Genomic DNA, 24,246 nt, shown 5'->3' on the forward strand with positions numbered 1-24,246 from the left:
GCTCCTGTCATCGCTTCGTGATCGTTCGGCAGGGCCGCGCTCGCCAATCCGGCATGTCCCGGCTAAGGCCGCGGGCATGGGCAACGACCGGTCGCACCTTCGCGCATTCCTGATGCTGGGCATCGTCATGCTTTGCTGGGCAGGCAATTCGATCATCGGGCGCGCGGTGCGCGACGATATCCCGCCGCTCACGCTGGCCTTCGGGCGCTGGACTATCGCGGTGCTGATCCTGCTGCCCATCGCCTGGCGCCAGCTGCTGCTGGAGCGTGAGGCGGTACGGGCGGGCTGGCGCTGGATCGTCGCGCTGGGCGTGCTGGGCATCGTGTGCTTCAATTCGCTGGTCTATTCCGGGCTTCATTACACGACGGCGGCCAATGCCCTGCTGCTGCAGGCCTCGGTCCCGGCTGTGGTACTTCTGCTGGACCGAATCATCTTCAAGTCGCGGCCCGAGAAGATGCAGGCGATTGGCGTTATCGTATCGACCCTGGGGGTGGCGGCGATCGTCTTTCGCGGTGAGCTTTCCGCGGTCCTCAACCTGGAGATCGGCGGGAAGGGCGATGCGCTGATCCTGTGCGCGGTCACCGCCTGGTCGCTCTACACCGTACTCTTGCGCAAGAAGCCGCCGGTCAGTGCGCCGGTCTTCCTGCTGCTGACCTTTACGCTGGGCTCGGTAGTGCTTGCGCCCCTGGCCGCGATGGAATGGCTGCAGGGGCAGCGGGTGAACTGGGGCCTGCCGGTGCTGGGTGCCTTTGCCTATGTCGGCGTGTTTCCCTCGATTATCGCTTACTTCATCTACAATGCCGCGACCGCCACGATCGGACCGGCGCGCGCCGGGCAGGGCATCACGCTCATGCCCTTGTTCGGGGCCCTGCTTTCGGCGCTGCTCCTGGGCGAGCGGCTTCATGGCTACCACTTCGCCGGTATCGTCCTGATTCTCGCCGGGATCATTCTCTCGGCCCTCGCGTTGCGCAGCGGGGCGGCGGGCAAAACTCCGGTGGCGCCCGGGCCGGCACGACGCTAGAGGACGGCGCATGAACGATAAGGTTTCCTTCGGCTACGAAGAAGTCGCCCCCGAGGACAAGGAGGGCCGCGTCGGTGCGGTCTTCTCCAGCGTCGCGCGCAAGTACGACGTCATGAACGATGCCATGTCCGCCGGCATGCACCGTTTGTGGAAGGACAAGTTCGTGCGCCGCGTGAAGCCGCAGGCGGGCGAGCAGATCCTCGACATGGCGGGCGGCACCGGTGACATCGCCTTCCGTATGGAGCCTTCGGGCGCGGCGATCACGGTTTCCGACATCAACCAGGACATGCTCGACGTCGGCATCGAGCGCGCCATGGAGCGCGGCATCGACAGTCTCGTCTGGTCACGCCAGAACGCCGAGGAACTGTCGTTCCCCGACCGCTTCTTCGATGCCTATACGATTGCCTTCGGCATCCGGAACGTCACGCATATCGACAAGGCACTGGCCGAGGCGCACCGGGTGCTCAAGTTCGGCGGGCGTTTCTTCTGCCTCGAATTCTCGACGACCGAATGGCCGGGCTTCAAGGAAGTGTACGATGCCTATTCGCATCATCTCGTCCCCCGGATCGGGCAGGCGATTGCCGGCGACGCGGATTCCTATCGTTACCTGATCGAATCGATCCGGCGCTTCCCGCCGATGCCCGAATTCGAGGCGATGATCCGAGGTGCGGGTTTCCGGCACACCAAGGTCGAGCCGATCATGGGCGGTCTCGTCGCGATTCACTCGGGCTGGAAGGTGTAAGCCAGCCATGGTTGCGATGAGCAAAGCCACGGTGCGGGCCGACGGCACGCGGCAGTCGGATGCCGCCGCGTGACCAGCAAGGTGACCCATATCGCCCGCCTGCTCAAATGGGGGCGGGTGCTGGCGCGCCACGGTGCGCTGCGCGGCATCGAGAAGGACCGCAATGCCCCGGCGCCGGTCAAGCGCCTGTGCCGCATCGCCCGTTTCGGGACGCGCCAGCCCAGGGAGCCGGACTATGCCGGTGCCTTCCAGGAAATCGGCCCCGCGGCGATCAAGCTCGGCCAGGCGCTGGCAACGCGGCCCGATCTTGTCGGTGAAGGTCCGGCGCGCAATCTGCTTACCTTGCAGGACAGCCTTCCGCCCGTCGCCTTTGCGCTGATTCGCGAACGCGTAGAGGAAAGCTTCGGCAGGCCCATAGAGGCCCTGTTCTCCTCATTCGATGAAGAACCCATCGGTGCGGCTTCGATTGCCCAGGTGCATCGCGCCGTGACCACAGACGGCCGCCACGTCGCGGTCAAGGTGCTGCGCCCGCGTATCCGCGAGAAGTTCGCCCAGGACGTAGGCACCTACGAATGGGCCGCGGCGCACCTCGAGGCGCTGGGCGGCGAGGCGATGCGCCTGCGTCCGCGCGCGGTGATCGACAACCTCAAGCGCTGGACCCTGCGCGAGCTGGACTTGCGCCGCGAGGCGGCTTCGGCTTCGGAGCTGGCCGAAGCGATGAAGGGCATCGAAGGCTACGCGATTCCCGACATCGACTGGGACCGCACCAATGGTTCGGTGCTGACGGTCGAATGGGTCGACGGCGTCAAGATGAGCGACCTCGCAGCGCTGCGCGCCGCCGGGCACGACTTGCCCAGGCTCGCCCGCAAGCTGGTGCTGACTTTCCTGACCCAGGCGATCTCCAGCGGTTTCTTCCATGCAGACATGCACCAGGGGAACCTGTTCGTGCGCGATGACGGCACTATCGTCGCCATCGATTTCGGGATCATGGGCCGGATCAATCGGCAGGCGCGCCTGTGGCTGGCGGAAATCCTCTACGGCCTGACCACCGGCAATTATCGCCGCGTCGCCGAGATCCACTTCGAAGCCCAGTACGTGCCGAGCTATCACACGGTAGAGGAGTTCGCGACGGCGCTGCGCGCGGTGGGCGAGCCGATGCGCGGCAAGCCGGTGTCCGAGCTTTCGGTCGGGCAGATGCTCGACGGGCTCTTCGCCATCACCCGCGACTTCGACATGCAGGTCCAGCCGCACCTCCTGCTGTTGCAGAAGACGATGGTCATGGTCGAAGGTCTCGCGACCGCGCTCGATCCGCAGATCAACATGTGGGACGTCTCCGGGCCTTTCGTGAAGGACTGGCTGCGCGACGAACTGGGCCCGGAAGCCAAGATCGCCGACCGCCTGCGCGAAGACCTCGGTACACTCGCGCGTCTGCCCGACCTGGTCCGCCGGATCGAGGAGAAGTTCCCGCCCAAGGGCGGCGCGCCCGAACAGGCGCCCCTGCCCGAAGTGGACCTGATCTGGGCCGGGAGATCGGCGCGTGAGGCTTCAGGCAAACCTGATGTTAACCATTGGGGTGGCTATGTTGTGGCAGCGCTTGCTGGGGGCATTGCTGCATGGGCCGTCACGTACTGGAGCATTCTGGGCTAGACCCGAGAGCCGGGGGGCTTGCGCCCGCCGCGGCTCGTGCTCCTGCTGCGCCGCGTTTTTCCGATTGGTCGCCGATGCTCGCCCGGCTCGTGCTGGCGATCCTTGGCCTGTTGCTCGTTGCCTCGGCCGTGGTGCCGGTCGGCCGACCGCAAGGCACGCCGGGGGCCATCGTGGCCTCGCACACGAAGCCGGTCGACACTGCGGATGAGCCGTACGACGAGGACATCGCTCTGTACGAAGCGGCCATCGACCGCATTCGGCATGGCGAGAACTATTACGATTTCATCGTTCCCGAGCAGCGGGCGCGCAACTATCCGGTGAACCCGGGCCTTGCCGTGCGCCTGCCGACGCTGGCCTATCTCGATGCCTGGCTGGGCGAGGCGGGACAGATCGTCGCCGCGATTGCGCTGATGCTCGCAGTGATCGCCGCGTGGTGGTCGCGGTTCCGCGAGGACGCCTCGCTCGGCCGCCTGCCGCGCATGGCAACGACCATGGTCTTCGTCGGCGCATCGCTGGGGCTGAACCGCCACTATTTCCCGCTGCATGAGCTGTGGGCAGGCATGCTCGTTGCGCTTTCCTTCGGACTGCACCGCATCGGCACAGGCGGGCAGGGCGGACGCTGGGGAGGGGCCTTCCTTGCCGCGGCGCTGGCTCTGGCGATCCGGGAGCACAGCTTGCCGTTCGTACTGCTGATGGCGGCCACTGCGCTTTACTATCGTAACTGGCGCGAGGCCGCGGCATGGATCGCTCTGGTCTCGGTCTTCCTCGCCGCGCTGTCTTGGCACCTTGCCATCGTCTCGCGCGATGTCCTGCCCAGCGACCCGCATTCCGCCCCATGGCTGGTGATGCGCGGGCTGTCGGGCTGGCTTGCCAATATCGTGCAGGCCAGCAACCTGCGGTTCCTGCCGCACTGGTTGGCGGGGCCCGCCGTGGTGCTCATGGCATTTGGCTGGCTGGGCTGGAATTCGCGGGCCGGGACCTTCGGGTTCCTGCTCAGCGCGGGGTATGGTTTCGCCTTCATGCTCGCCGGACGCTGGGACAACTTCTACTGGGGCGCGATGATCGCGCCGGCGATGTTCGCTGGCATCGTTTTCGCTCCGCGTGCCATTGCCGCCTTGTTGGAAGCAGCCGGATCAGGGGAAAGGCCGCGGTTAGTCGCGGTAAAGTAATTGCGTGAACTTCGATGCTGTTGCACAAGCGCCGACGATGAGTGGACCCAGGATTCTTCTGGTCATTGGCGGCGGCATTGCTGCCTACAAGGCCTGTGAGTTAGTCCGCCACATCCGCAAGGAGGGTGGCGAGGTTACCTGTGTTCTGACCGAAGGCGGATCGAAGTTCGTGACGCCGATGGCGCTCGCAGCGCTGTCCGAGAAGCCGGTCTATACCACGCTCTGGGACCTCAAGAACGAGGCCGAGATGGGACACATCCAGCTCAGCCGCGAGGCGGACCTCGTGGTGGTTTGCCCGGCTACGGCCGACCTGCTCGCCAAGATGGCCTCGGGCATTGCCGACGATCTTGCCACGACGATGATGCTGGCGACGGACAAGCCGGTGATGGCCGTGCCTGCGATGAACGTGCGCATGTGGCAGCATGCCGCCACGGTGCGCAACGTCCAGGCCCTGCGCGAGGCGGGTGTCGATGTCATGGAGCCAGACGAGGGCACTATGGCTTGCGGCGAATTCGGACCCGGGCGGCTGCCCGATCCGATCGCGATCTGGCAGCGTATCGCCTGGGCGCTTGGCCTCGGTCCCGTCGAAGTCGCGCCGCTGCCCGGCGACATGCCAAGCCGGGCCCTGCCCGAACCGCAGGAAGATCCGCTTCAGTGGCAGCCGCAGTTCCATGAGTCTGAAGCGGATCTTTCCGAAGGTGAAGGACAGGGACTGGGCGGACTGTCGGGTTCGATGATCTCGCGCGGGCTGAAGAAGGCCAAGAAGGCGATTTCCTTCGGGCACCATGACGAGGACCCCGCAGCCACGCGGCCAGTTGCGCCGTCGCCTGCGTCCTCGCTCCTGGTATCGAGGAAGGGCGCTGCCCGCGCCGCGCCGCCGACCGACCCGGACGCGATCAATCACCTTGTCACCGGCGCCTCGGATTTTGCACGCCCCGAACCGTTCGATGGCGGCGTCGAGATGGTCGCCGACATGGGCGAGGTTCACAATCACCGCGGGGCCGGGACGCCGGAGCAGGCTTTCCCTGTCGAAGGGCCGCTGACCGGTCGCCACGTGCTGGTCACGGCCGGTCCGACCTGGGAGCCGATCGACCCGGTGCGCTACATCGCCAATCGCTCTTCGGGCAAGCAGGGCTTCTCGATCGCCGCCGCTGCGGCGGAAGCGGGCGCGCGCGTAACGCTGGTCGCCGGGCCGGTACACCTGCCCACTCCGCCGGGCGTCGACCGCGTCGACGTAGAGAGCGCGCTGGAAATGGCCGATGCCGTGAAGAACGCGCTCCCGGCCGACATCGCCGTAATGGTCGCGGCGGTCGCGGACTGGCGTACGGTCAATACCGCCAAGGAAAAGCTCAAGAAGCGCGGTTCGGCCCCGCCGGCGCTGCTGCTGACCGAGAACCCCGATATTCTGGCCACCGTTGCCGCGCGGCCCGACCGGCCGCCGCTTCTGATCGGCTTCGCTGCAGAGACCGACAACGTGCTCCAGTATGCCAAGGAGAAGCGCAAGCGGAAGGGCGCGGACTGGATCATTGCCAACGACGTGTCTGGCGATGTGATGGGCGGCGATGCAAATGCCGTGCACATCGTTACCGGCAGCGACGTCGTCAGCCTCCCCGAAATGCCCAAGGAGGATGTCGCGCGCATCCTCGTAGAAAGGTTTGCAGATGCACTCGCCCAGTAACGTTCCCGTGCCGATCAAGGTCCTGCCGCATGGCGAGGGGCTGCCGCTCCCCGCTTATGCGACGTCGGGCGCTGCCGGCATGGACGTCGTCTCGGCCGAGGACGTGACGATCGCGCCGGGCGCGCGTCATGCCGTGGCGACGGGCATTGCCGTGGCGATCCCGCACGGATTCGAGATTCAGGTGCGTCCGCGCTCCGGCCTTGCGCTCAAGCACGGCATCACTGTGGCCAATGCGCCCGGCACGGTCGATTCGGACTATCGCGGCGAAGTGAAGGCTATCCTCATCAACCACGGCAACGCGCCTTTCGAAATCCGGCGCGGCGACCGCGTCGCCCAGCTTGTTCTTGCGCCGGTCACGCTGGCCTCGTGGCTGCCGGTGGAGGAACTCGACGAGACCGAGCGCGGTGAAGGCGGTTTCGGTTCGACCGGCGGGGTCGTCGCCCTCGGCAACTGACCTGCGTCAGTCGTTGCTGCCGGAGCTTTCGCGTCTGGCCCGGCGGCGCTTCATGCCATACCAGCCGACAAGGCCGAGCGTGCCCACAGTCGCGAACCCCTTGGCGAGCGAGGAGAAGGCTGCCGAAAGCGCGCCGACGGTCACGCCCCAGAAGAGCTGCGACATGATGGCCATGAACGTGTTCATGGCTCAGGCTTGTCCGGGTTCGCGGCGGGCGCGTCAAGCTGCCTGAACGCATGAACCGCGCGGGCAGGTCTTACTGGGCATGCAAATCGGCTGGAGCAAGCTCACCCTCCGGGGGTGGGCAAATGGCAAGCCAGCGGATGCAAAAAAGGACGGGCCCGCATGTCGCAGCGGACCCGCCCCTCGGTGTCTCCCTCTTTTCGCAGGGAGCCTGTCAGATCACTTCTTTTCCGGTGCGACTGTAATGCGCACGGTCTCGCCTGAGTTCCCGGGGAATCCGGTAAACATCGATTCGACGAGATTGGGTACGAGATACTGCAGGCGATTGGAGGTCGAGAGGGCCTCTGCCTTGCCTTCGAACAGCCGCTGGCCGTCGGCCGCGCGGTCGATCTTCAGGCTGATGCCGCTGGTATAGACGGTGTAGCTGTCGACGCCGCCATCGAAGAACGGGTCGTAGAAGCCATAGCGCCACGGTCCGCCCCAATAGCCGAAGCGCGACGGGCCCCAGTAGCCGAAGCGGTTGTAGCCATACCACGGGCCCCAGTAGGACGACGGGCCGATGCCGGTCGAACGGATGCGTTCGCGCCCATTGTCGACGCCGTAGTCGAAGCGCACGATCATGTCCGCCTTTGCCGGGTCTTCGGTCGGAACATAGCCCAGGTTGGCCATGCGATCGCGCACGAGGCCAGCATACTGGGCGAATTCGAGACCGCCGGCCAGCTTGGGATCGTCTGCGACGACGGCGAAAGTCTGGCCCGAGGGGGCCGGAAGCTGGGACTGGAAGCGCGAGACGTCCGCCTTGAACGGCGTGGCGCAGGCGGCGACCGCCATCAGCAGCATGGCAGCGGCGACGAAGCGCAATCTGCCTAAAAATGATCCGGATTGATGTGACATCCTGGTTTTCTCCACGATCCATGCGGGGTCTGTCTTGCCCCGCCTGACGCGACCCGCGATTCCTTGCGATACTGTACTAGATTCAACGGCCTGAATAGCTGTTGAATGGAGGCGCAGCCGCGACGGGCCGTTGGCCTTGTTCAAACCGCCTTGGCGTGCGCGCTTCGGTCTATATGTAGGAAGACAAAGGCAAATGGCGAGTCTGATGTCCCCGTTGACCATTCCGGTTCTTTCCGTCCAGCGCGGCAAGGTGCGCAGCTTTCGCGGCGCGGACGAGCCGAGCGCAATCGGCAAGCGTCCGGTTGCAGGGAGGGTGGGTGTCGGCCGCCTCGGCCTCGACGGCGACGAGCAGGCCGACCTTGCCGTGCATGGCGGGCCGGACAAGGCGATCCACCACTATCCGCACGACCACTACGCCTACTGGCGGGGTGAAATCGGCGCGCACCCGCTTCTCGACGACTTCGGCGCTTTTGGCGAGAACGTGTCGACCCGGGGATTGACCGAGGACATGGTCTGCATCGGCGACCGATGGCGGCTCGGCACTGCACTCGTCGAGGTCAGCCAGGGGCGCCAGCCATGCTGGAAGCTCGACCACCGCTTCGACGGTGCGCGGGTCAACGCCGGCACCGTCAGGGCCCGGCGGCCGGGCTGGTACTACCGGGTGATCGAAGAGGGCGAGGTCGCTGCCGGCGACCTCATGGCACTCGAGCAGCGGCCCTATCCGGACTGGACGGTGCTGCGCGTCTTCGGCCTACTCATCGCAGGCGATCACAAGCGCGACCGGGCGAGCCTGGAAGCACTGGGCGATGTCGCGCCGCTCGCCGAACCCTGGGCCCGGCGGCGTACGCAACTCCTGGGCTGACGGCCTTTCCGCTGGGGGGCGCTCAGCCCCTGACGAGGCCGAGCGCCTTGTAGGTCGCATCGAGCGTCGGCACGGCCAGGGCGCGGGCCTTCTCGGCACCCTTGTGCAGGATCGCGTCGAGTGCGCCGCGGTCCTGGCGCAGTTCGACAAAGCGCGCATTGATCGGCGCCAGTTTCTCGACCAGCAGTTCGCCCAGTGCAGGCTTGAACTTGCCGAAGCCCTCGCCGCCGAAATCGGCTAGCACGCCATCGACCGTGCTTCCGGTCATCACCGCGTAGATCCCGACGAGGTTCGCGGCTTCCGCGCGGCCCACAAGCCCGGCCTTCTCGGAAGGCAGCGGTTCGGGATCGGTCTTGGCCTTCTTGACCTTCTTCATGATCGTGTCGGCATCGTCGGTCAGGTTGATGCGCGCCATGTCCGAGGGGTCGGACTTGCTCATCTTGGCCGTGCCGTCGCGCAGGGACATGATGCGCGCCGCCTCGGGCGGGATGATCGGTTCGGGCAGGGTGAACACCGGGTTCTCTTCCGAGGCGAAGTCGTTGTTGAACTTCTGCGCGATGTCGCGGGCAAGCTCGAGGTGCTGCTTCTGGTCCTCGCCCACCGGAACGTGGGTCGCCTGGTAGAGCAGCACGTCTGCGGCCTGCAGCACCGGGTAGGTGAACAGCGCGACCGAGGCGCCTTCGCGGTTCTTGCCGGCCTTGTCCTTCCACTGCGTCATGCGGTTCAGCCAGCCCATGCGGGCCGTGCCGTTGAGCAGCCACTGCAGCTCGGCATGGTGGGGAACCTGCGCCTGATTGAACAGGATCGAGCGGTCCGGGTCGATGCCGCAGGCGACCAGCGCGGCGACCATCTCGCGGGTGTTTGACGACAGCGTTTCGGGCTCGAAGGGCATCGAGATCGCGTGGAGGTCGGCCAGGAAATACAGGCTCTGCCCGCCCTGCGCGGCCATGTCGTCCTGCATCTTCACCCAGTTGCGGATCGCGCCCAGGTAATTGCCGAGGTGCAGGTTGCCGGTGGGCTGGATGCCGGAGACGATACGCATGATGGATGAAGCCTGATGTTATTCCGAAAGATCGACCGGTTCCGCCTTCGCGGCCGGCCGGCGACGCCGTAGCTGGGCAAGCAGGTCCTTGTCGAGAGCGCCGACGACATAGGCGACGCCGAAGAAGACCACGAGGCCCGCCGTGCACAGGGCGCCGAGCGACCAGATCTTCTCGAACACGTTGCCCCCATAGCGCGAGGCCATCGTCGGCACGAGCAGCCACAGGACCGCGCCCATCGCCGCGCTGGCGATGATCTGGCGCACGATGCGCGAGCCGAGCTTGCCGGTGAAGTGGAACCAGCCGCGCAGTTGCAGGATCGTGTAGAGCGTGATCACGTTGAGCGTGGAAGTGAACGCAGTGGCCGCTGCAAGGCCGATGATGCCGTAGATCGGCACGACGACGATGTTGATGGCGATGTTCACGATCAGCGCGCCGGCCGCGATCCAGACCGGGGTGCGGGTGTCCTCGCGGCTGAAGAAGGCGGGCTGGAACACCTTGACCAGCACGTAGGAGGGCAGGCCGATGACCAGTGCCACGACGATGTCGGCCATGATCGCCCCGTTCGCGCCGGTCATCTTGCCGCCCACGAAGAAGGCCGTGACGAAGGCGGGCGCGCAGATTGCCAGCGCAGTGGCCGCGGGCAGCGTGAGCAGGGTTGCGATTTCGACCGCATTGGCCTGAAGGCGCTGGGCTCCGGCCCTGTCATCGCTCTGGATGTGGCGCGCCAGCATCGGCAGGATCGCGGTGCCCAGGGCAATGCCGACGATGCCGAGCGGCATCTGGTTGAGGCGGTCGGCGTACTTGAGCAGCGTGAGCGAACCCTGCGCCAGCGAAGTGGCGAAGAAGGTATCGACGAACTGGCTGATCTGGTAGACGCCCGCGCCAAAGGTGGCAGGCAGGATCAGCATGCCCAGGCGCTTCACTTCGGGAGTGAACCTGGGCGTCGTGAGCTTCAGCTTCACGCCGGCCTTGCGCGTGGCCCAGGCCATGTAGGCGAGCTGCGCCACGCCCGATGCCGTCACTGCGACTGCGATCGACCAGGCGACCGTCACGTCGCTGCCGCCGTGTTCGCGCAGGAAATAGCCGGTGAGGATGCCGGTGATCAGCACGATGTTGAGCAGCACCGGCACGAAGGCGCCGGGCGCGAACTTCGAGTGCGCGTTGAGCAGGCCCGAGAGCATCGCCACCAGGCTGACGAGGCCGAGATAGGGGAAAGTCACGCGGCTGAGCGTGACCGCGAGCTCGAACTTGCCTGGGATCGCCTGGTATTCGCCCGCGAGCAGCCAGACGATCAGCGGCATCGCCAGCATGGCGATTGCCGAAAAGCCCAGAAGGACCCAGACAAAGACCGCAAGGACGTCGCTGGCGAAACGGTCGGCGGCATCCTCGCCGCCTTCGCCGGCCAGCGTCCGGGTGTACATCGGCACGAAGGCGACCGAGAAGGCGCCCTCGGCGAACAGGCGCCGGAAGGTGTTGGGCAGGACGAAGGCAAGCTGGAACGCGTCCGCGGCCAGCCCGGCGCCAAGGACGCGGGCCAGCAGCATGTCGCGGGCAAAACCGAAGACGCGGCTGAGGGCTGTGAGGCCGCCGATCGTGCCGACGTTGCGGACGAGACTCATGGCATCAGCCCTTCGGCATCCGGCCCGTTAGCCGCGCTTCGGCAGGGGTCAGGCGTTGCCTGCGGGCTGGGTTTCGGCAGCCTGCTGCTGAGCCTGAAGCTGCTGGACGTAGAGCCCGTTGAAGTCGATCGGCTCGAGCATCAGCGGCGCGAAGCCGGCATCGCGGACGGCGTCGGAAACCACGCGGCGCGCGAAGGGGAACAGGATGCGCGGCGCTTCGGCGAACAGGAAGGCGTGCGCCTGGCCCTCGTCGAGATTGCGCATGCCCACGAGCGCGCAATAGGACAGGTCGACGACATAGGCGGTGCCGGCCTCGGCCTTCGAGGTGCAGGTGATCTTCAGTTCGACTTCATGGACTTCGCCGTCGATCGGGCGTGCGCCGATGTTGAACTGGATGTCGACCTGCGGCTGGTCCTGCCACTGGAAGCTCTGCGGCGAATTCGGGTTCTCGACCGAGAGATCCTTGACGTACTGGGTGATGATGCCCGCGGACGGACCGGTGTCCTCGCCATTGCCGAGATTGAGATCGGAGATGATGTTGCCGTCGTCGGCCATTTTGCTGTCTTCCCGCAAGTAGGTCTGAAATGAACTCTGGCGGCGCGCCTAAAGCATTTTGCCCCCCTGTGGAACACCCGAAGCGCGTGAATTTGCCTTCCGGAACGGATTCGCGCAGGGGATTTTCGTGAAGATCGGTGTCGCCGGCGGGCTATCGGGCAACGGACGGGCGAAAAAATGCCCCGACCGGGCCACTCACGCGTTGTTCATTTGTAAAGGCTACCTATCTCAGGTTATGTTGAATCGCTGGAACAGGGGCTCGTCCTTCGAGTTGAATGCCTGAAGGGTTGTTTGCCGGAACATGGCGCAATCGCTGTTTTACAGGTTTCCCTCAAAGCGAAGAAGGGATGGAATAAGGAACGTGACACCGGAAATCGTGATCCTGGCCATGATCGCAGCCTTCCTGGGCTTGCGGCTCTATTCCGTGCTTGGGCGTCGTGCCGAGCACGAAGAAGAGCCCATTCAGGGGCGCTTCGAAGGCCGCCAGGGGCAGCCGGGTGCAGCGCGCGTTCCGGCTCCCAAGCCCGACGCCAAAACGGACGATCGCAACCCCGCCCGCCAGGCCCAGCGCCTGCGTGAAATGCCGTTGGCCCCGCCTTCGGTCGAGCGGGGCCTCGCCGAAATCGCGCAAGTCGATCGCCGGTTCGATGCGCTTGCCTTCCTCGAAGGCGCGCGCAGTGCCTACCGCATGATCCTCGAGGCCTTCTGGAAGGCCGACAAGGCAGAGCTTCGCGCCCTGTGCGACGATGACGTCTACGAGAGTTTCTCGGCAGCGATCGACGCCCGCGTCGAGGCTGGCGAAACGATGGATAACCGCCTGATCCGCATTGAGGAATGCGCCGTCACGGCAGCCGGCATCGACAATGGTCTTGCCCGCATCACGCTGCGCTTCCGTTCGGATATCGCCGCGGTTACGCGCGACGCGGATGGGCATGTCGTGGCAGGCTCGCTCGACGATGCGATCGAAGCTGTCGACGTGTGGACCTTCTCGCGCGCCGTCAATTCGCCCGATCCCGACTGGCTGCTCGACGAGACCGACGCGGCCTGAGGATCAGGATCGCGGCAGCTCGAATGATGACCATTCGAAACTGAACTACGCGGGGCCGGTTTACCGGCCCCGTTCCGTCTGGGAGCATGGTCTTGGGGCAGGGACTTCAAACGGCAGGTAGAGCGCCAGAGGGCAAGTGCGCATTGGGCAACACTGGCGTTCCCGCGCGCAAGATCGCCGCTCTCTCGCTCGCCTTTCTGCTGGCCTCGTGCGTGCGACTGATCCCGGGCGGCAGCGTCAGTGGTCCGGTGACGCCGCCTGTCGCGCTACCGACCGCCGAATCGGCGCTTGCCCTCGGCGTGCGGCAGGGGCCCGCCATCGCCGCACTGCGACTCGGACAGTCCGATGCGGTTTCCGCGCTGGCCTCGTTCCGCGAAAGCTGCCCGCGCGTGACGGTGCGCGCCGACGGCAGCGGGCTTACCCGGCCAGAGGACTGGCGTCAGGCCTGCGTCGCTGCGGCGAGCTGGGCGCCTGCGACCGCGCCGCAATTCTTCACCACGTTCTTCGAGGCCGCGCGCGTCGGCGACGGATCGGCCTTCGCGACCGGATACTACGAACCGGAGATCGCGGGCTCGCGCATTCGCCGTCCCGGCTACGATGTGCCGATCTACGGCCTGCCGACGGACCTCGTGCGGGCGAACCCCGGCGATGCGCAGCCGCTTGAGAACGGTCGCATGCCGCTGGGGCGGTACGATCGCGACGGCCGTTTCGTGCCCTATTTCGACCGCGCCGAGATCGAGCAGGGTGCGCTCATGGGCCGCGGGCTGGAAATCGGCTGGGCGGCCGACCCGGTCGAAGTGTTCTTCCTGCAGGTCCAGGGTTCGGGACGGCTGCGTGCGCCGGACGGATCGGTGGTGCGGATCGGCTATGCCGGGCAGAACGGCCAGCCCTACACCGGTATCGGCGGCCTCATGCGCGAGCGCGGGCTGATCGGTTCCGGGCCCGGGCAGTATCCCGGCTCGATGCAGGGCATCATCCAGTACATCCGCGATCACCCGGCCGAGGGCGCAGCGCTCATGCGCGAGAACCGCTCCTGGGTCTTCTTCAGGGAGCTCACGGGCGACGGACCGCTTGGCGCGCTGAACGTGCCTGTACGACCGCTCAGCTCCGTTGCTGCCGATCCGCGCTTCGTGCCCCTCGGTGCCCCGGTCTGGCTGGACCTTGATCGCCGCGAGGCTGGCGGGCTCTGGATTGCGCAGGACACCGGCGGCGCGATCAAGGGCGCCAACCGCTTCGATACGTTCTGGGGGGCAGGTGAGCAGGCCCGGCTCACCGCTGGCGGCATGAGCGGCCGGGGCAGTGCGCTGATCTTCCTGCCCAAGGGGACGCTGAAGCGACTTGGCGCGCAATGAGGCGTCCCAGCCGCAAGCTGTCGCCCGACGAGGCGGAAGTGTGGGCCCGCGTCGCGCGCACGGTCACGCCGCTGGAGAAGCGCAAGCCGCTGCCGGTCGCATCGCCCGCGCCTGCGGAACGGCCCAGCATCTCGTCTTCGCCAGTGCCGCCGCCGAAGAAGATCAAGGGGCGGGTGCCAGCGCCGCTCCCGCCGAAACCTCTGCCGCCCAAACCGAAGGGGGAGACGCAGCTCCACCTCGACGGTTCATGGGAGAAGCGCATCGCCAAGGGCACGCTGGTGCCCGACTTCAGTCTGGACCTGCACGGCTCCACGCTCGACAGCGCCTATCATCGCCTCATGCATGGGCTGGGACAGGCCAAGGCCATGGGCGCGCGCGTGGTTCTGGTGGTGACGGGAAAACCCCGCCCGGTCGACGCGATGGATCGCGGTGAGCGGCGCGGGGCTATCAGGGCCAAGATCAATGACTGGTTGGCCGCCAGTGAACATGCCTCCGACATCGTCGCCATTCGCGGCGCGCATCGCCGCCATGGCGGGCAGGGGGCTATCTACGTGGTGTTGAAAAGAAGGCGCTGAACCCGAAAGGGTCCAGTCAAATTCATCCGAATCGACTGTGCAGATCCGACGCGACTGCGTCAGTTCTTGCGAGCGCGTAAGTCATGGGGCCAGATCTTCTCAGGGACTGGCAAATCCAGATGCCATGGTCTTCGCAATAGTCGCGAAGTTCATGGAATTTGTCTTCTCTATACGTAAAGCGGTGAAAGTCCGATATATTGTTGGTCATGTGGCGAAGTATATACGAAGATTGCGAAATTTTCAACCGGAGCGGTTTGCATTATTTTTATGTGACCTGCGCGATTTCAGCGTCATTTTTTTCGCCGGTCCCTATGCTCATTTCCTGCAAGTCACAGGCCGGCGGGCGAGCCTTCGCTTCCACCGGATGTAAGCCGGAACGCAGGAACGGGCGAGGACCCTGCGATCCCCGCCCGTTCCGGTTATCCAGTGCAGTGCGCCGGATGATCCGGGCACCGCTGCTGCGCGATCAGGCGGCCTGGGCGGCCTGCGCGATCTCTTCGGGTGCCTCGTTGCGGATCAGGTAGTCGAATGCGGAGAGCGCCGCCTTCGATCCTTCGCCCATGGCGATGATGATCTGCTTGTAGGGCACCGTGGTGGCATCGCCTGCGGCAAAGACGCCGGGCAGGTTGGTCGCCGCCTTGCCGTCGATCACGATCTCGCCGAAGCGGGTCATCTCGAGACCCGAGTCCTTGAGCCACTCGGTGTTGGGCACCAGTCCGATCTGCACGAAGACGCCTTCGAGCTCGACGTGGTGTTCCTCGCCGCTGTCGCGATCCTTGTAGGTCAGGCCGTTGACCTTCTCGCCGTCGCCGGTGACCTCGGTGGTCTGGGCGGAGACGAGGATGTCGACGTTCTTCATCGAACGCAGCTTGTCCTGCAGGACCTGGTCGGCGCGCAGCCTGGCGTCGAACTCGATCAGGGTGACGTGGCCGACGATATTGGCCAGGTCGATCGCCGCCTCGACGCCCGAGTTGCCGCCGCCGATCACCGCCACGCGCTTGCCCTTGAACAGGGGGCCGTCGCAGTGTGGGCAATAGGCCACGCCCTTGGTGCGGTACTCGGCCTCGCCGGGCACGCCCAGGTTGCGCCAGCGCGCGCCGGTGGTGAGAACCAGCGAACGGGCCTTGAGCGATGCGCCGTTCGAGAACTGCACTTCGTGATAGCCGCCGACTTCGCTGGCCGGGATCAGCTTCTCGGCACGAAGCAGGTTCATGGTGTCGATGTCATACTCGCCCACGTGCTGTTCCAGCGCGGCTGCAAGTTTGGGACCTTCGGTGTAGGGAACAGAGATGAAGTTCTCGATCCCCATGGTGTCCATTACCTGGCCGCCCATGCGCTCGGCGGCGATGCCGGTGCTGAAGCCCTTGCGCGCGGTGTAGATCGCGGCCGAGGCGCCGGCAGGACCGCCGCCGATGACTAGCACCTCGAAGGGCTTCTTGTCGGCAAGCTTGGCCGCGGTCCTGGCGTCGGCGCCCTTGTCGAGCTTGCCGAGGATTTCCTCGATGCTCATCTTGCCCGAGCCCCACATCTCACCGTTGAGGAACACGGCGGGCACGGCGAGGACGCCGCGGCCTTCGACCTCGTCCTTGAACGCGCCGCCTTCGATCAGGGTGGCGGTGATGCGCGGGTTGTAGAGCGCCATCAGGGTCAGCGCCTGAACGACGTCCGGGCAGTTGTGGCACGAGAGCGAGAAATACATCTCGAAATCGAAGTCGCCCTCAAGCTGGCGGATCTGGTCAAGGACCTCGTCCGATACCTTGGGCGGGTGGCCGCCGGTCCAGAGCAGAGCGAGGACCAGGGACGTGAATTCGTGGCCGAGCGGAACGCCGGCGAAGCGGACCCATGCCTCGGTGTTCGAGGCACGACGGATGATGAAGCTGGGCTTGCGCGCGTCGTCGCCGTCGAAATGGGCGGTGACCTTGTCGGAGAGCGCGGCGATCTGGGTCAGCAGGTCGCGGGTTTCGGCCGACTTCGCGTCGTCGCTCAGCGAGGCAACGAGTTCGATCGGTTCGCGCAGCATTCCGAGATACTGCGAAAGCTGTTGCTTCAGGTTTTCATCAAGCATCGTGTTGGGTCCTGTGAAAATGTCGGGAGAGGTTGCGAAGGTCCGCGGCCCGGGGCTTTCGGGGGGAGGGATCCGCCCCGAGCCGCGTCCTTCAGGCGGCCCTCAGGCCGCCGTTCTCCGGTACGACCCGGAGGAAATCAGAGCTTGCCGACGAGGTCGAGCGAGGGAGCGAGGGTCTCGCTGCCTTCTTCCCACTTGGCCGGGCACACCTGGCCGGGGTGGGCACGCACGTACTGCGCGGCCTTGATCTTGCGGACGAGTTCCGACGCGTTGCGGCCAACGCCTTCGCAGGTGATTTCCATGATCTGGATCACGCCGTCCGGGTCGACGACGAAGGTGGCGCGGTCGGCAAGGCCCGAATCTTCGCGCAGGACGCCGAAGTTGTTGGTCAGCGCGTGGTTCTGGTCACCCAGGAAAGCGTATCCGCACTTGCCGATCTTTTCCGAGGTGTCGTGCCAGGCCTTGTGGCTGAAGTGGGTGTCGGTCGAGACGCCGAACACTTCGACGCCCATGCCCTTCAGCACGTCGTACTGATCGGCGAGGTCTTCCAGTTCGGTCGGGCAGACGAAGGTGAAGTCGGCCGGATAGAAGAAGAACACGGCCCACTTGCCCGCGATGTCGGCTTCGGTGACGTCGAAGAAGTCCTTGCCCGCCTGGAATGCGGTGTTCTTGAACGGCTTGATGGTGCTGCCGATGATACCCATGGTCGTGTTTCCCTCTAGATTGGGTGTTGAATGGACGAGACGGAGATAGGCGCTGCGCATGACGATTTGTAGCGCGATGATTCGATTGGCTTGATCGGATTGCTCGATTAGTCGCAGTCAAGTTGACCGATTTCATCGATAAGGCGTGTCCCCGCGCTTCGCGGGCCTCGAAAACGGCCGCTGCGATCATGCCGGAAGGGTTACCCTGTCGCCGCGTCCGGCACCGATCCGCTATCCCGAACGGGTAATTGACTCTCCGTGCCCCGGTCCTGTTCCCTGTAACTATAGATTAAAAAAGCGGTTTCGGAGTCGCGGTGTGAATGGGGATGAGGAACTGAACATGCGCGCCAGGTTGGGGCGTTTCGCGCGCGGGGCTGCCGGTTCGGCCATCAGGCTGCTGGATGCCTCGCTCGCGCCATTCGTGCCCGTCCGCTCGGCCCGGTCGCAGCATCCCCCCATCTTCATCGTTGGCCTGCCACGATCCGGAACCACGGTTGTCTACCAGGCAATGACGACGGTCTGGCGCTTCGCCTACATCAATAACATCACCGAGCGCTTCCCCTGCAGCAATGCGCGCGTTTCCAGGCTCTTGCGTGCGCATGCCTGGCGCGTGCCGCCCGAATTCACCAGCTACGTCGGCAGGACGCCAGGTCCGTCCGGACCGAGCGAGGGCATCGCCTTCTGGCAGCACGCCTTCCCGAGCGAGACGCACGAGGCGGTTGAGCCGGAGGAAGTGGATCCGGAGCGTGAGCGCTGGCTGGTGAACTCCGTGGCAAGCCTGAGCGAACAGTTCGATGCGCCCTTCCTGTCCAAGGTCCCCTGCAACAGTCTGCGGATTTCCGCGCTGGAGGCGATCTTCCCGGATGCGCTCTTCGTCGTCGTCCGGCGCGACCTGATGGATGTGGCGCAATCGCTGCTCAAGGCGCGCCGTGAACGCTGCGGAAACGCGCGCGGGCATTATTCCGTCATTCCGCGAGGGCTTGAGGATCTCGGCGATCTACCCCCGGTTGAGTATGTCGCCCAGCAGGTCGCCATGACCGAAATTGCCATGCGCGAAGCTCTGGAAAGTCTGTCGGGGAACCGCTTCCACGAAATCGACTATGTGGACTTCTGCGCCGAGCCGCGGGACGTGCTGGCACAGTTCGAGCAATTCGCTTCGGGGCACGGTCTGGAGCTTGAGTGGCGATCCACGATGAGCCGGGTGCCCCCCGCTTTCGAAGCCAGCCAGGGAATCTGCATGCCTGCCGTCGAGCGCAAGACGATCGAAAAGACGCTGGTCAGGAACCGCGTGATCTAGACCGCGCCGCACTTTCGCGCGGCGCCGAAGCGGCCTCGTTCAGCCGCACTGGCCCCGGTGCAGGAGCTTGTGGTCCGCCAGCACCAGCGCCATCATCGCTTCGACTACCGGGACGCCGCGAATGCCGACGCAGGGGTCGTGGCGGCCCTTGGTGAACAGCTCGGTAGCTTCGCCTTCGCGCGTGACCGTCGGTTGCGGTGTGAGGATTGAGCTGGTCGGCTTGAAGGCGACGCGCACGGTCACCGGCTGGCCGGTCGAGATGCCTCCGGCAATGCCGCCGGCGTGGTTGGCGAGGAAGTCGGGGCCGTGCTCACCGGGGCGCATCGGGTCGGCGTTCTGCTCGCCGGTCAGGCGCGCGGCTGCGAAGCCGTCGCCGATTTCCACGCCCTTGACCGCATTGATGCCCATCATCGCCGCAGCGAGATCGGCATCGAGCTTGCCGTAGAGCGGGGCACCCCAGCCAGCAGGGACATTGGTGGCCACGCATTCCACCACTGCACCGACCGAGGAGCCGGACTTGCGGGCATCGTCGACGATCTTCTCCCAGCGAGGGACCGCTTGGGGATCGGGGCAGAAGAAGGGATTGCGGCCGATCTCGGCGGGATCGAAATTCGCCATGTCGATGGCATCGCCGCCGATCTCGGCGACGTAGCCCAGGATCGAGACATCGTCGATGACCAGCCGCGCGACTGCTCCCGCTGCAACGCGGCTTGCGGTTTCGCGCGCGGAGCTGCGGCCACCGCCACGATAGTCGCGAAAGCCGTACTTGGCGTCGTAGGCATAGTCGGCATGGCCGGGGCGATAGGCCCTGGCGACGTCCGAATAGTCCTTGGAGCGCTGGTCGACGTTCTCGATCATCAGGCTGATCGGCGTTCCGGTGGTGCGGCGCACGCCGTCGGGAGCCTCGAACACGCCGGACAGGATGCGGACCTGGTCCGGTTCCTGGCGCTGGGTCGTGAACTTGGACTGGCCGGGGCGGCGCGCATCGAGGAAGGGCTGGATGAGTGCTTCGTCGATCTCGATGCCCGGAGGGCACCCGTCGACGACGGCGCCGATCGCGGGCCCGTGGCTTTCGCCCCAGGTGGTGAAACGCAGGATATGGCCGAAGGTGTTGACGCTCATGGGTTGCGCTTTGTCGCGACAAGTACGGTTTGTCCAGCGTTTCGCAGGGTCTGGCGGCGCGCTCATATGCCTGTACTGCGTCCTGCGAGCTTTCGCGAAGTTGGCGAGTGGGATAGGGGGCAAGGATGTTTCTCGTCGTCTTCCGCAACCGCAAGCGCGCCGACATCGATGCGCGGGCCTATTCCCGCGATGCCGAGGCGATGGAAGCGCTCGCCCGCAGCCAGCCGGGCTTCCTCTCGTTCAAGAGCTACACCAGCGAAGACGGCGAGGTGATCGCGCTGTCCGAATGGGAGGACGAAGCCAGCGCCCGCGACTGGGGCCGCCAGGCCGAGCACGCCATCGTCCAGGGCCGCGGCCGCGACGACTACTATCGGGACTATACCCTCTTCGCGTGCGATTCGCCGCGCATCCACCGCTTTGAAAGGAGCTGACATTGAGCCTCGAATTCTACGGCATTCCCAACTGCGACACCGTCAAGAAAGCGCGCAAGTGGCTGGAGGGGCAGGGGCTCGACTACGCCTTCCATGACTACAAGAAGGAAGGTGCGGATGCCGCCAGGCTGGAGAAGTGGGTTGCAGAAGCCGGTTGGGAAAAGGTCCTGAACCGCGCAGGCACGACCTTCCGCAAGCTGCCCGAAGAGGACAAGGCCGATCTCGATGCGGCCAAGGCCGTGCGCATCATGGAGGCCAATCCGAGCTGCATCAAGCGGCCCATCGTCGAGCATTCTGGTGGCATTCTCGTCGGTTTCAAGCAGCCCGAGTGGGAAAGCGCGCTGGGCTGAGGCGGCCCCGGCTCACCCTTCGGCGGAGGTGCCGAACACCGCGGCCGCGGCACCGAGAACGGCCAGCGCGCCGAACAGCAAGACCCGCCGGTCGCGGCCATCCCTGGCGCCGCCATACCAGGCGCGCAAGGCGGCCAGCAGCGATTGCGCCGCGTAATAGAAGGCGAAGGCGCGCGATGCATAGGCGATGATCTCGAAGACATTGGCAAGCCAGGTCATGGCGAGGCCGACGCCGACCAGGATCAGGTAAGTCGTCTTGCCGCCGACCTTGCCTTGCGTCAGTTCGCGCACGAGGCCGCCCGATCCGTTGGTGTCTGCCACGGCGGCGCTGAACTGGGCGCTGAGCGCGGCCAGGATCAGCAGCGGGCCGAGGACGACCGAAACGCCGCGCATCATGTCGATGATCGCGGTTTCCTCCAGCGTGAACGAACCGCTTTCGAAGCTGACGGCGAGCAGGGCGACATAGGCGAGGTAGATGCCGGTCGCGATCCACTGCGACAGGCGCATGGACCGCTGCCGCTCGTCTGGCGAGTAGTGCGAGCCGAGATAGCGCGATGTCTCGAAGCCCTGCACCGTCACGATCAGGCCGAACATCAGCTGGACTGAGCCGATGAAGCCCAGCTTCATCCCGCTGGTTTCGAGGTGATGGCCGTTCCATTCGACCCCTGCATGGACGGCGAGGGCGGCGATCAGGGCGGCGATGACCACCAGCTTGATCGATACCGTGACCTGCTCCATCCGCTCGAGCAGCGAGAAGCCCTTGGTCAGCCCCGCCGCCAGGATCACCAGGTACACGCCGGTGGTGATGGCGCGTCCCAGGATGTCCGAAGGCGCACCGAAGATGCGCGCGGCGAAGGCGCCGAACAGGTTGAGGTAATAGGCAACCGAAATGACGTAGGCGAAGGCCAGCGCCCAGCTGGCGATCCCTTCGACGCGATTGGCGAGATCGGTGTCGCGGTCCGGCTCGTCGAGGCGGGCGATGTTGTAGCGGATCGCCGAGCCGAAGGCGTAACCGGCGAAACACAGCAGCGCCATGGCGACGATGCCCCAGGTGCCGAAAGTATCGGTGAGGATCGGGCCGAGAATGAGGAAGCCGCTGCCGATGATCGAGGCGAGCGGCGTCACCGTGGCCCGCCACAGCTTGGCCTTGGCAAGCCGCGGCCAGAACAGCAGGGCTGCCACGGCGATGCCGGCCACGGCCATGGCGATGTCGATCATGCCGGCGATCATCGGTTTCGGGTTCCGGGTGGAAGGATCAGGCCGCGCGCGCGATGACGATGTAGTTGAGGGACATGTCCGACGAGAGGTGCATGCCGCTCACCGGCGACCACGAAATCCCTTTCGGCTCGCCCATGACAAGACCGGCTGCTGCCAGCAGATCGTGCAGTTCTTCGGGCGTGACGAACTGGCTCCAGTCATGCGTGCCGCGCGGCACCTTGCCGAGACGCTCGGCGGCCTCGACCAGCAGCAGGCGCGAGGCAGGTGTACGATTGGGGCACGAGAGGATCATCAGCCCCTCAGCTGCCAGCGCTCCTGCCAGCTCGCCCACGAACTGCGCCTTGTCGGCGACGTGTTCGATCACTTCCAGCGAGCAGACGAGGTCATGGTCCTTCAGGCCCAGCGCGCCGAGTTCGCCGTGACGATAGTCGATGGCAAGGCCCATGGCCGCGGCATGGGCGCTGGCGGTCGCGACGTTCTCGGCCGCGGCATCGACGCCGGTGACCTGTCCGCCCAGCCGGGCGAGCGGTTCGCACAGCAGCCCCGCGCCGCACCCGGCATCGAGCACGCGTTTTCCCGAAAGTGGACGCAGCGCGTGCGAATCACTCCCGAAATGCAGGTCGATCGCCTCGCGGATGAACGAAAGGCGCACCGGATTGAGCTTGTGCAGCATCGCGGAGGAGCCTTTCGGGTCCCACCACTCTGCCGCCAAAGCCCCGAAATGTGCGGCTTCTTCCGGGCGAATCGTGGCACTTGCGGAAGGCTTGTTCACGTCCGTGCTCGTGGCAGTTGCATTGTTCATGGACCATCCCTAACAGCGCGCCGAACTCTTATCTACTCGCGCAATTTGACGGGAGCACCGGCACCTTGGCACGTATCGTGATGAAATTCGGCGGCACTTCTATGGCCGGGACCGAGCGCATTCGTCGCGTGGCGGGCATCGTCAAACGCCAGCAGGAAGCCGGGCACGAGGTTGCCGTGGTGGTTTCCGCGATGGCGGGCGAGACCGATCGCCTCGTGAACTTCTGCCGCGAGGCCAACGCGCTTTACGATCCGGCCGAATATGACGTCGTCGTCGCCAGCGGCGAGCAGGTCACGGCCGGCCTCCTGGCGCTGACCTTGCAGTCGATGGGCTGCAAGGCCCGTTCGTGGCTGGGCTGGCAGCTGCCGATCCGCACCGACGATGCTCACGCCAAGGCGCGCATCGAGGAAATGGATTCCGAAGCCGTGCTGGCCTCGATGGCGGGCGGCGAAATCGCGGTCTTCCCGGGCTTCCAGGGCATTTCGCCCGATGGCCGCGTCACCACGCTGGGCCGCGGCGGTTCCGACACTTCGGCCGTTGCCGTGGCCGCAGCGGTCAAGGCCGACCGCTGCGATATCTACACCGACGTCGACGGCGTCTACACCACCGATCCGCGCATCGTCGCCAGGGCGCGCAAGCTGCCGCTCGTCACCTATGAGGAAATGCTCGAACTAGCTTCGGTCGGCTCGAAGGTTCTGCAGACCCGTTCGGTCTCCCTTGCTATGAAGGAGAACGTCCGCGTCCAGGTGCTCTCCTCGTTCATCGACGAGAACGCCCCGCCGGCCGACGACCTGCCCGGAACGATGATCGTCAGCGATGAGGAATTGGAAGGAAGCGACATGGAACGCCAGCTGATCACCGGCATCGCCGCCGACAAGAATGAAGCGAAGATCACCCTGACCCGTGTGCCCGATCACCCGGGCGCCGTTGCCGCGATCTTCGCGCCGCTTGCCGAAGCGAACATCAACGTCGACATGATCATCCAGAACGTCCCCAAGGACAAGGGCGAGACCGACGTGACCTTCACCGTGCCGCAGGCGGACCTCGCCCGCGCGCAGGCGATGCTCGAGGAACGCAAGGACACGATCGGCTTCTTCCGCCTGATCGCGGACGACAAGGTCGCGAAGATCAGCGTCGTGGGCGTGGGCATGCGCAGTCACGCCGGCGTAGCCTCGACGATGTTCAAGACGCTGGCCGACCGCGGCATCAACATCCAGGCGATCTCGACCAGCGAGATCAAGGTATCGGTGCTGATCGACTCGGACGAAACCGAACTGGCCGTGCGCGTCCTGCACACCGCCTACGGGCTCGACGCCGCGGCCTGATTTCCCGCCAGACCCGGCTTCGCGCGCTGGCGCGGACCCGGGGTGGCCGTGATGCGCTCAATCGGCCTCGCTCGCGTCGCGCACTCGGCA

Annotated in this window: 24 protein-coding genes; 14 read left to right on the forward strand and 10 right to left on the reverse strand. The window is 65.6% G+C overall.

Annotated features, from left to right (window positions below; translation table 11 throughout):
- Positions 1-76 precede the first annotated feature (76 nt).
- The 6 genes from J3474_RS00395 (at position 77) to dut (ending at position 6,711) form a co-directional block, all read left to right on the forward strand.
- Positions 77-1,021, forward strand: coding sequence for a DMT family transporter (locus J3474_RS00395; RefSeq protein WP_207092729.1), 945 nt, complete (start codon positions 77-79; stop codon positions 1,019-1,021).
- A 10-nt stretch (positions 1,022-1,031) separates the two neighbouring features.
- On the forward strand, positions 1,032-1,763 hold the full coding sequence (locus tag J3474_RS00400; protein WP_013834272.1) for a class I SAM-dependent methyltransferase: 732 nt from the start codon (positions 1,032-1,034) through the stop codon (positions 1,761-1,763).
- A gap of 69 nt (positions 1,764-1,832) precedes the next feature.
- Positions 1,833-3,410: a 2-polyprenylphenol 6-hydroxylase gene (gene ubiB, locus J3474_RS00405; protein WP_207092730.1), complete on the forward strand. Its 1,578-nt coding sequence runs from the start codon at positions 1,833-1,835 to the stop codon at positions 3,408-3,410.
- Positions 3,411-3,484: 74 nt separating this feature from the next.
- Positions 3,485-4,579, forward strand: coding sequence for a hypothetical protein (locus tag J3474_RS00410; protein ID WP_207092731.1), 1,095 nt, complete (start codon positions 3,485-3,487; stop codon positions 4,577-4,579).
- Between the two features lie 37 nt (positions 4,580-4,616).
- Positions 4,617-6,257 (forward strand): phosphopantothenate--cysteine ligase family flavoprotein, encoded by a 1,641-nt coding sequence (locus tag J3474_RS00415; RefSeq protein WP_207092732.1) that lies wholly within the window; start codon positions 4,617-4,619, stop codon positions 6,255-6,257.
- Positions 6,241-6,711: a dUTP diphosphatase gene (gene dut, locus J3474_RS00420; protein WP_013834268.1), complete on the forward strand. Its 471-nt coding sequence runs from the start codon at positions 6,241-6,243 to the stop codon at positions 6,709-6,711. The genes J3474_RS00415 and dut overlap by 17 nt, the downstream gene beginning before the upstream one ends.
- 6 nt (positions 6,712-6,717) lie before the next feature.
- Here the strand turns inward: dut and J3474_RS00425 are convergent, their stop codons facing one another.
- Together J3474_RS00425 and J3474_RS00430 are read right to left on the reverse strand one after the other, a co-directional pair.
- Entirely contained in the window at positions 6,718-6,897 is a 180-nt protein-coding gene (locus tag J3474_RS00425) for a hypothetical protein (RefSeq protein ID WP_207092733.1), read from the reverse strand.
- Between the two features lie 216 nt (positions 6,898-7,113).
- Complete coding sequence (locus J3474_RS00430; protein ID WP_376706507.1) at positions 7,114-7,734, reverse strand: DUF4136 domain-containing protein; 621 nt, start codon at positions 7,732-7,734, stop codon at positions 7,114-7,116.
- A gap of 259 nt (positions 7,735-7,993) precedes the next feature.
- Here J3474_RS00430 and J3474_RS00435 point away from each other — a divergent pair, with 259 nt between their 5' ends.
- Positions 7,994-8,650 carry an MOSC domain-containing protein gene (locus J3474_RS00435; RefSeq protein ID WP_013834266.1) on the forward strand — a complete coding sequence of 219 codons (657 nt, stop codon included), beginning with the start codon at positions 7,994-7,996 and terminating at the stop codon, positions 8,648-8,650.
- Between the two features lie 22 nt (positions 8,651-8,672).
- Here the strand turns inward: J3474_RS00435 and trpS are convergent, their stop codons facing one another.
- From trpS to secB, 3 genes are read right to left on the reverse strand one after another with little or no spacing between them, the layout of a single operon-like run.
- A complete protein-coding gene (trpS, locus tag J3474_RS00440; RefSeq protein WP_207092734.1) occupies positions 8,673-9,692 on the reverse strand; it encodes a tryptophan--tRNA ligase in 1,020 nt (339 codons plus the stop codon).
- An 18-nt stretch (positions 9,693-9,710) separates the two neighbouring features.
- Positions 9,711-11,312 carry a murein biosynthesis integral membrane protein MurJ gene (murJ, locus tag J3474_RS00445; RefSeq protein WP_207092735.1) on the reverse strand — a complete coding sequence of 534 codons (1,602 nt, stop codon included), beginning with the start codon at positions 11,310-11,312 and terminating at the stop codon, positions 9,711-9,713.
- Positions 11,313-11,360: 48 nt separating this feature from the next.
- Positions 11,361-11,867 carry a protein-export chaperone SecB gene (gene secB, locus J3474_RS00450; protein ID WP_007012233.1) on the reverse strand — a complete coding sequence of 169 codons (507 nt, stop codon included), beginning with the start codon at positions 11,865-11,867 and terminating at the stop codon, positions 11,361-11,363.
- Positions 11,868-12,228: 361 nt separating this feature from the next.
- Between secB and J3474_RS00455 the strand changes: the two genes are divergently transcribed.
- The 3 genes from J3474_RS00455 (at position 12,229) to J3474_RS00465 (ending at position 14,842) form a co-directional block, all read left to right on the forward strand.
- The gene (locus J3474_RS00455; protein WP_007012232.1) at positions 12,229-12,915 is read left to right on the forward strand and encodes a Tim44/TimA family putative adaptor protein; all 687 of its coding nucleotides are present in this window, start codon (positions 12,229-12,231) and stop codon (positions 12,913-12,915) included.
- A 143-nt stretch (positions 12,916-13,058) separates the two neighbouring features.
- The gene (locus J3474_RS00460; RefSeq protein ID WP_376706508.1) at positions 13,059-14,267 is read left to right on the forward strand and encodes a murein transglycosylase A; all 1,209 of its coding nucleotides are present in this window, start codon (positions 13,059-13,061) and stop codon (positions 14,265-14,267) included.
- Entirely contained in the window at positions 14,264-14,842 is a 579-nt protein-coding gene (locus tag J3474_RS00465) for a Smr/MutS family protein (protein ID WP_207092737.1), read from the forward strand. The genes J3474_RS00460 and J3474_RS00465 overlap by 4 nt, the downstream gene beginning before the upstream one ends.
- Positions 14,843-15,308: 466 nt before the next feature.
- Here J3474_RS00465 and ahpF read toward each other — a convergent pair whose 3' ends face one another.
- Together ahpF and ahpC are read right to left on the reverse strand one after the other, a co-directional pair.
- The gene (ahpF, locus tag J3474_RS00470) at positions 15,309-16,907 is read right to left on the reverse strand and encodes an alkyl hydroperoxide reductase subunit F (RefSeq protein WP_207092738.1); all 1,599 of its coding nucleotides are present in this window, start codon (positions 16,905-16,907) and stop codon (positions 15,309-15,311) included.
- 137 nt (positions 16,908-17,044) lie between these two features.
- Entirely contained in the window at positions 17,045-17,611 is a 567-nt protein-coding gene (gene ahpC / locus J3474_RS00475) for an alkyl hydroperoxide reductase subunit C (protein ID WP_207092739.1), read from the reverse strand.
- Between the two features lie 340 nt (positions 17,612-17,951).
- On the opposite strand from ahpC, the gene J3474_RS00480 reads away from it, so the two are divergent.
- The gene (locus tag J3474_RS00480) at positions 17,952-18,908 is read left to right on the forward strand and encodes a sulfotransferase (RefSeq protein ID WP_207092740.1); all 957 of its coding nucleotides are present in this window, start codon (positions 17,952-17,954) and stop codon (positions 18,906-18,908) included.
- Positions 18,909-18,947: 39 nt separating this feature from the next.
- Here the strand turns inward: J3474_RS00480 and aroC are convergent, their stop codons facing one another.
- Positions 18,948-20,030, reverse strand: a complete 1,083-nt coding sequence (gene aroC, locus J3474_RS00485) for a chorismate synthase (RefSeq protein WP_007012225.1) — start codon at positions 20,028-20,030, stop codon at positions 18,948-18,950.
- Between the two features lie 125 nt (positions 20,031-20,155).
- Here aroC and J3474_RS00490 point away from each other — a divergent pair, with 125 nt between their 5' ends.
- Positions 20,156-20,461: an antibiotic biosynthesis monooxygenase gene (locus tag J3474_RS00490; RefSeq protein ID WP_207092741.1), complete on the forward strand. Its 306-nt coding sequence runs from the start codon at positions 20,156-20,158 to the stop codon at positions 20,459-20,461.
- Positions 20,462-20,463: 2 nt separating this feature from the next.
- Entirely contained in the window at positions 20,464-20,811 is a 348-nt protein-coding gene (locus J3474_RS00495) for an arsenate reductase (protein WP_207092742.1), read from the forward strand.
- 12 nt (positions 20,812-20,823) lie between these two features.
- Here the strand turns inward: J3474_RS00495 and J3474_RS00500 are convergent, their stop codons facing one another.
- Positions 20,824-22,041: a hypothetical protein gene (locus J3474_RS00500; protein ID WP_051010095.1), complete on the reverse strand. Its 1,218-nt coding sequence runs from the start codon at positions 22,039-22,041 to the stop codon at positions 20,824-20,826.
- A gap of 25 nt (positions 22,042-22,066) precedes the next feature.
- Complete coding sequence (gene ubiG, locus J3474_RS00505) at positions 22,067-22,831, reverse strand: bifunctional 2-polyprenyl-6-hydroxyphenol methylase/3-demethylubiquinol 3-O-methyltransferase UbiG (protein ID WP_207092743.1); 765 nt, start codon at positions 22,829-22,831, stop codon at positions 22,067-22,069.
- Positions 22,832-22,911: 80 nt separating this feature from the next.
- Here ubiG and J3474_RS00510 point away from each other — a divergent pair, with 80 nt between their 5' ends.
- Positions 22,912-24,156: an aspartate kinase gene (locus tag J3474_RS00510; RefSeq protein ID WP_013834252.1), complete on the forward strand. Its 1,245-nt coding sequence runs from the start codon at positions 22,912-22,914 to the stop codon at positions 24,154-24,156.
- Positions 24,157-24,246: the final 90 nt, after the last annotated feature.

The sequence above is a fragment of the Novosphingobium sp. PY1 genome, from assembly GCF_017312445.1.
Lineage (GTDB): Bacteria > Pseudomonadota > Alphaproteobacteria > Sphingomonadales > Sphingomonadaceae > Novosphingobium.

What these genes read in the sequence shown, in the direction of transcription:
- ubiG (WP_207092743.1), bottom strand. Translation starts at nt 22,831, where the DNA reads ATGAACAATGCAACTGCCACGAGCACGGACGTGAACAAGCCTTCCGCA.
- J3474_RS00395 (WP_207092729.1), top strand. Translation starts at nt 77, where the DNA reads ATGGGCAACGACCGGTCGCACCTTCGCGCATTCCTGATGCTGGGCATC.
- J3474_RS00410 (WP_207092731.1), top strand. Translation starts at nt 3,485, where the DNA reads ATGCTCGCCCGGCTCGTGCTGGCGATCCTTGGCCTGTTGCTCGTTGCC.
- J3474_RS00500 (WP_051010095.1), bottom strand. Translation starts at nt 22,041, where the DNA reads ATGATCGCCGGCATGATCGACATCGCCATGGCCGTGGCCGGCATCGCC.
- ahpC (WP_207092739.1), bottom strand. Translation starts at nt 17,611, where the DNA reads ATGGGTATCATCGGCAGCACCATCAAGCCGTTCAAGAACACCGCATTC.
- secB (WP_007012233.1), bottom strand. Translation starts at nt 11,867, where the DNA reads ATGGCCGACGACGGCAACATCATCTCCGATCTCAATCTCGGCAATGGC.
- J3474_RS00435 (WP_013834266.1), top strand. Translation starts at nt 7,994, where the DNA reads ATGTCCCCGTTGACCATTCCGGTTCTTTCCGTCCAGCGCGGCAAGGTG.
- J3474_RS00510 (WP_013834252.1), top strand. Translation starts at nt 22,912, where the DNA reads ATGAAATTCGGCGGCACTTCTATGGCCGGGACCGAGCGCATTCGTCGC.
- J3474_RS00480 (WP_207092740.1), top strand. Translation starts at nt 17,952, where the DNA reads ATGCGCGCCAGGTTGGGGCGTTTCGCGCGCGGGGCTGCCGGTTCGGCC.
- J3474_RS00425 (WP_207092733.1), bottom strand. Translation starts at nt 6,897, where the DNA reads ATGAACACGTTCATGGCCATCATGTCGCAGCTCTTCTGGGGCGTGACC.
- J3474_RS00465 (WP_207092737.1), top strand. Translation starts at nt 14,264, where the DNA reads ATGAGGCGTCCCAGCCGCAAGCTGTCGCCCGACGAGGCGGAAGTGTGG.
- trpS (WP_207092734.1), bottom strand. Translation starts at nt 9,692, where the DNA reads ATGCGTATCGTCTCCGGCATCCAGCCCACCGGCAACCTGCACCTCGGC.
- dut (WP_013834268.1), top strand. Translation starts at nt 6,241, where the DNA reads ATGCACTCGCCCAGTAACGTTCCCGTGCCGATCAAGGTCCTGCCGCAT.
- J3474_RS00430 (WP_376706507.1), bottom strand. Translation starts at nt 7,734, where the DNA reads ATGCTGCTGATGGCGGTCGCCGCCTGCGCCACGCCGTTCAAGGCGGAC.
- J3474_RS00490 (WP_207092741.1), top strand. Translation starts at nt 20,156, where the DNA reads ATGTTTCTCGTCGTCTTCCGCAACCGCAAGCGCGCCGACATCGATGCG.
- aroC (WP_007012225.1), bottom strand. Translation starts at nt 20,030, where the DNA reads ATGAGCGTCAACACCTTCGGCCATATCCTGCGTTTCACCACCTGGGGC.
- murJ (WP_207092735.1), bottom strand. Translation starts at nt 11,312, where the DNA reads ATGAGTCTCGTCCGCAACGTCGGCACGATCGGCGGCCTCACAGCCCTC.
- ahpF (WP_207092738.1), bottom strand. Translation starts at nt 16,907, where the DNA reads ATGCTTGATGAAAACCTGAAGCAACAGCTTTCGCAGTATCTCGGAATG.
- J3474_RS00415 (WP_207092732.1), top strand. Translation starts at nt 4,617, where the DNA reads ATGAGTGGACCCAGGATTCTTCTGGTCATTGGCGGCGGCATTGCTGCC.
- J3474_RS00400 (WP_013834272.1), top strand. Translation starts at nt 1,032, where the DNA reads ATGAACGATAAGGTTTCCTTCGGCTACGAAGAAGTCGCCCCCGAGGAC.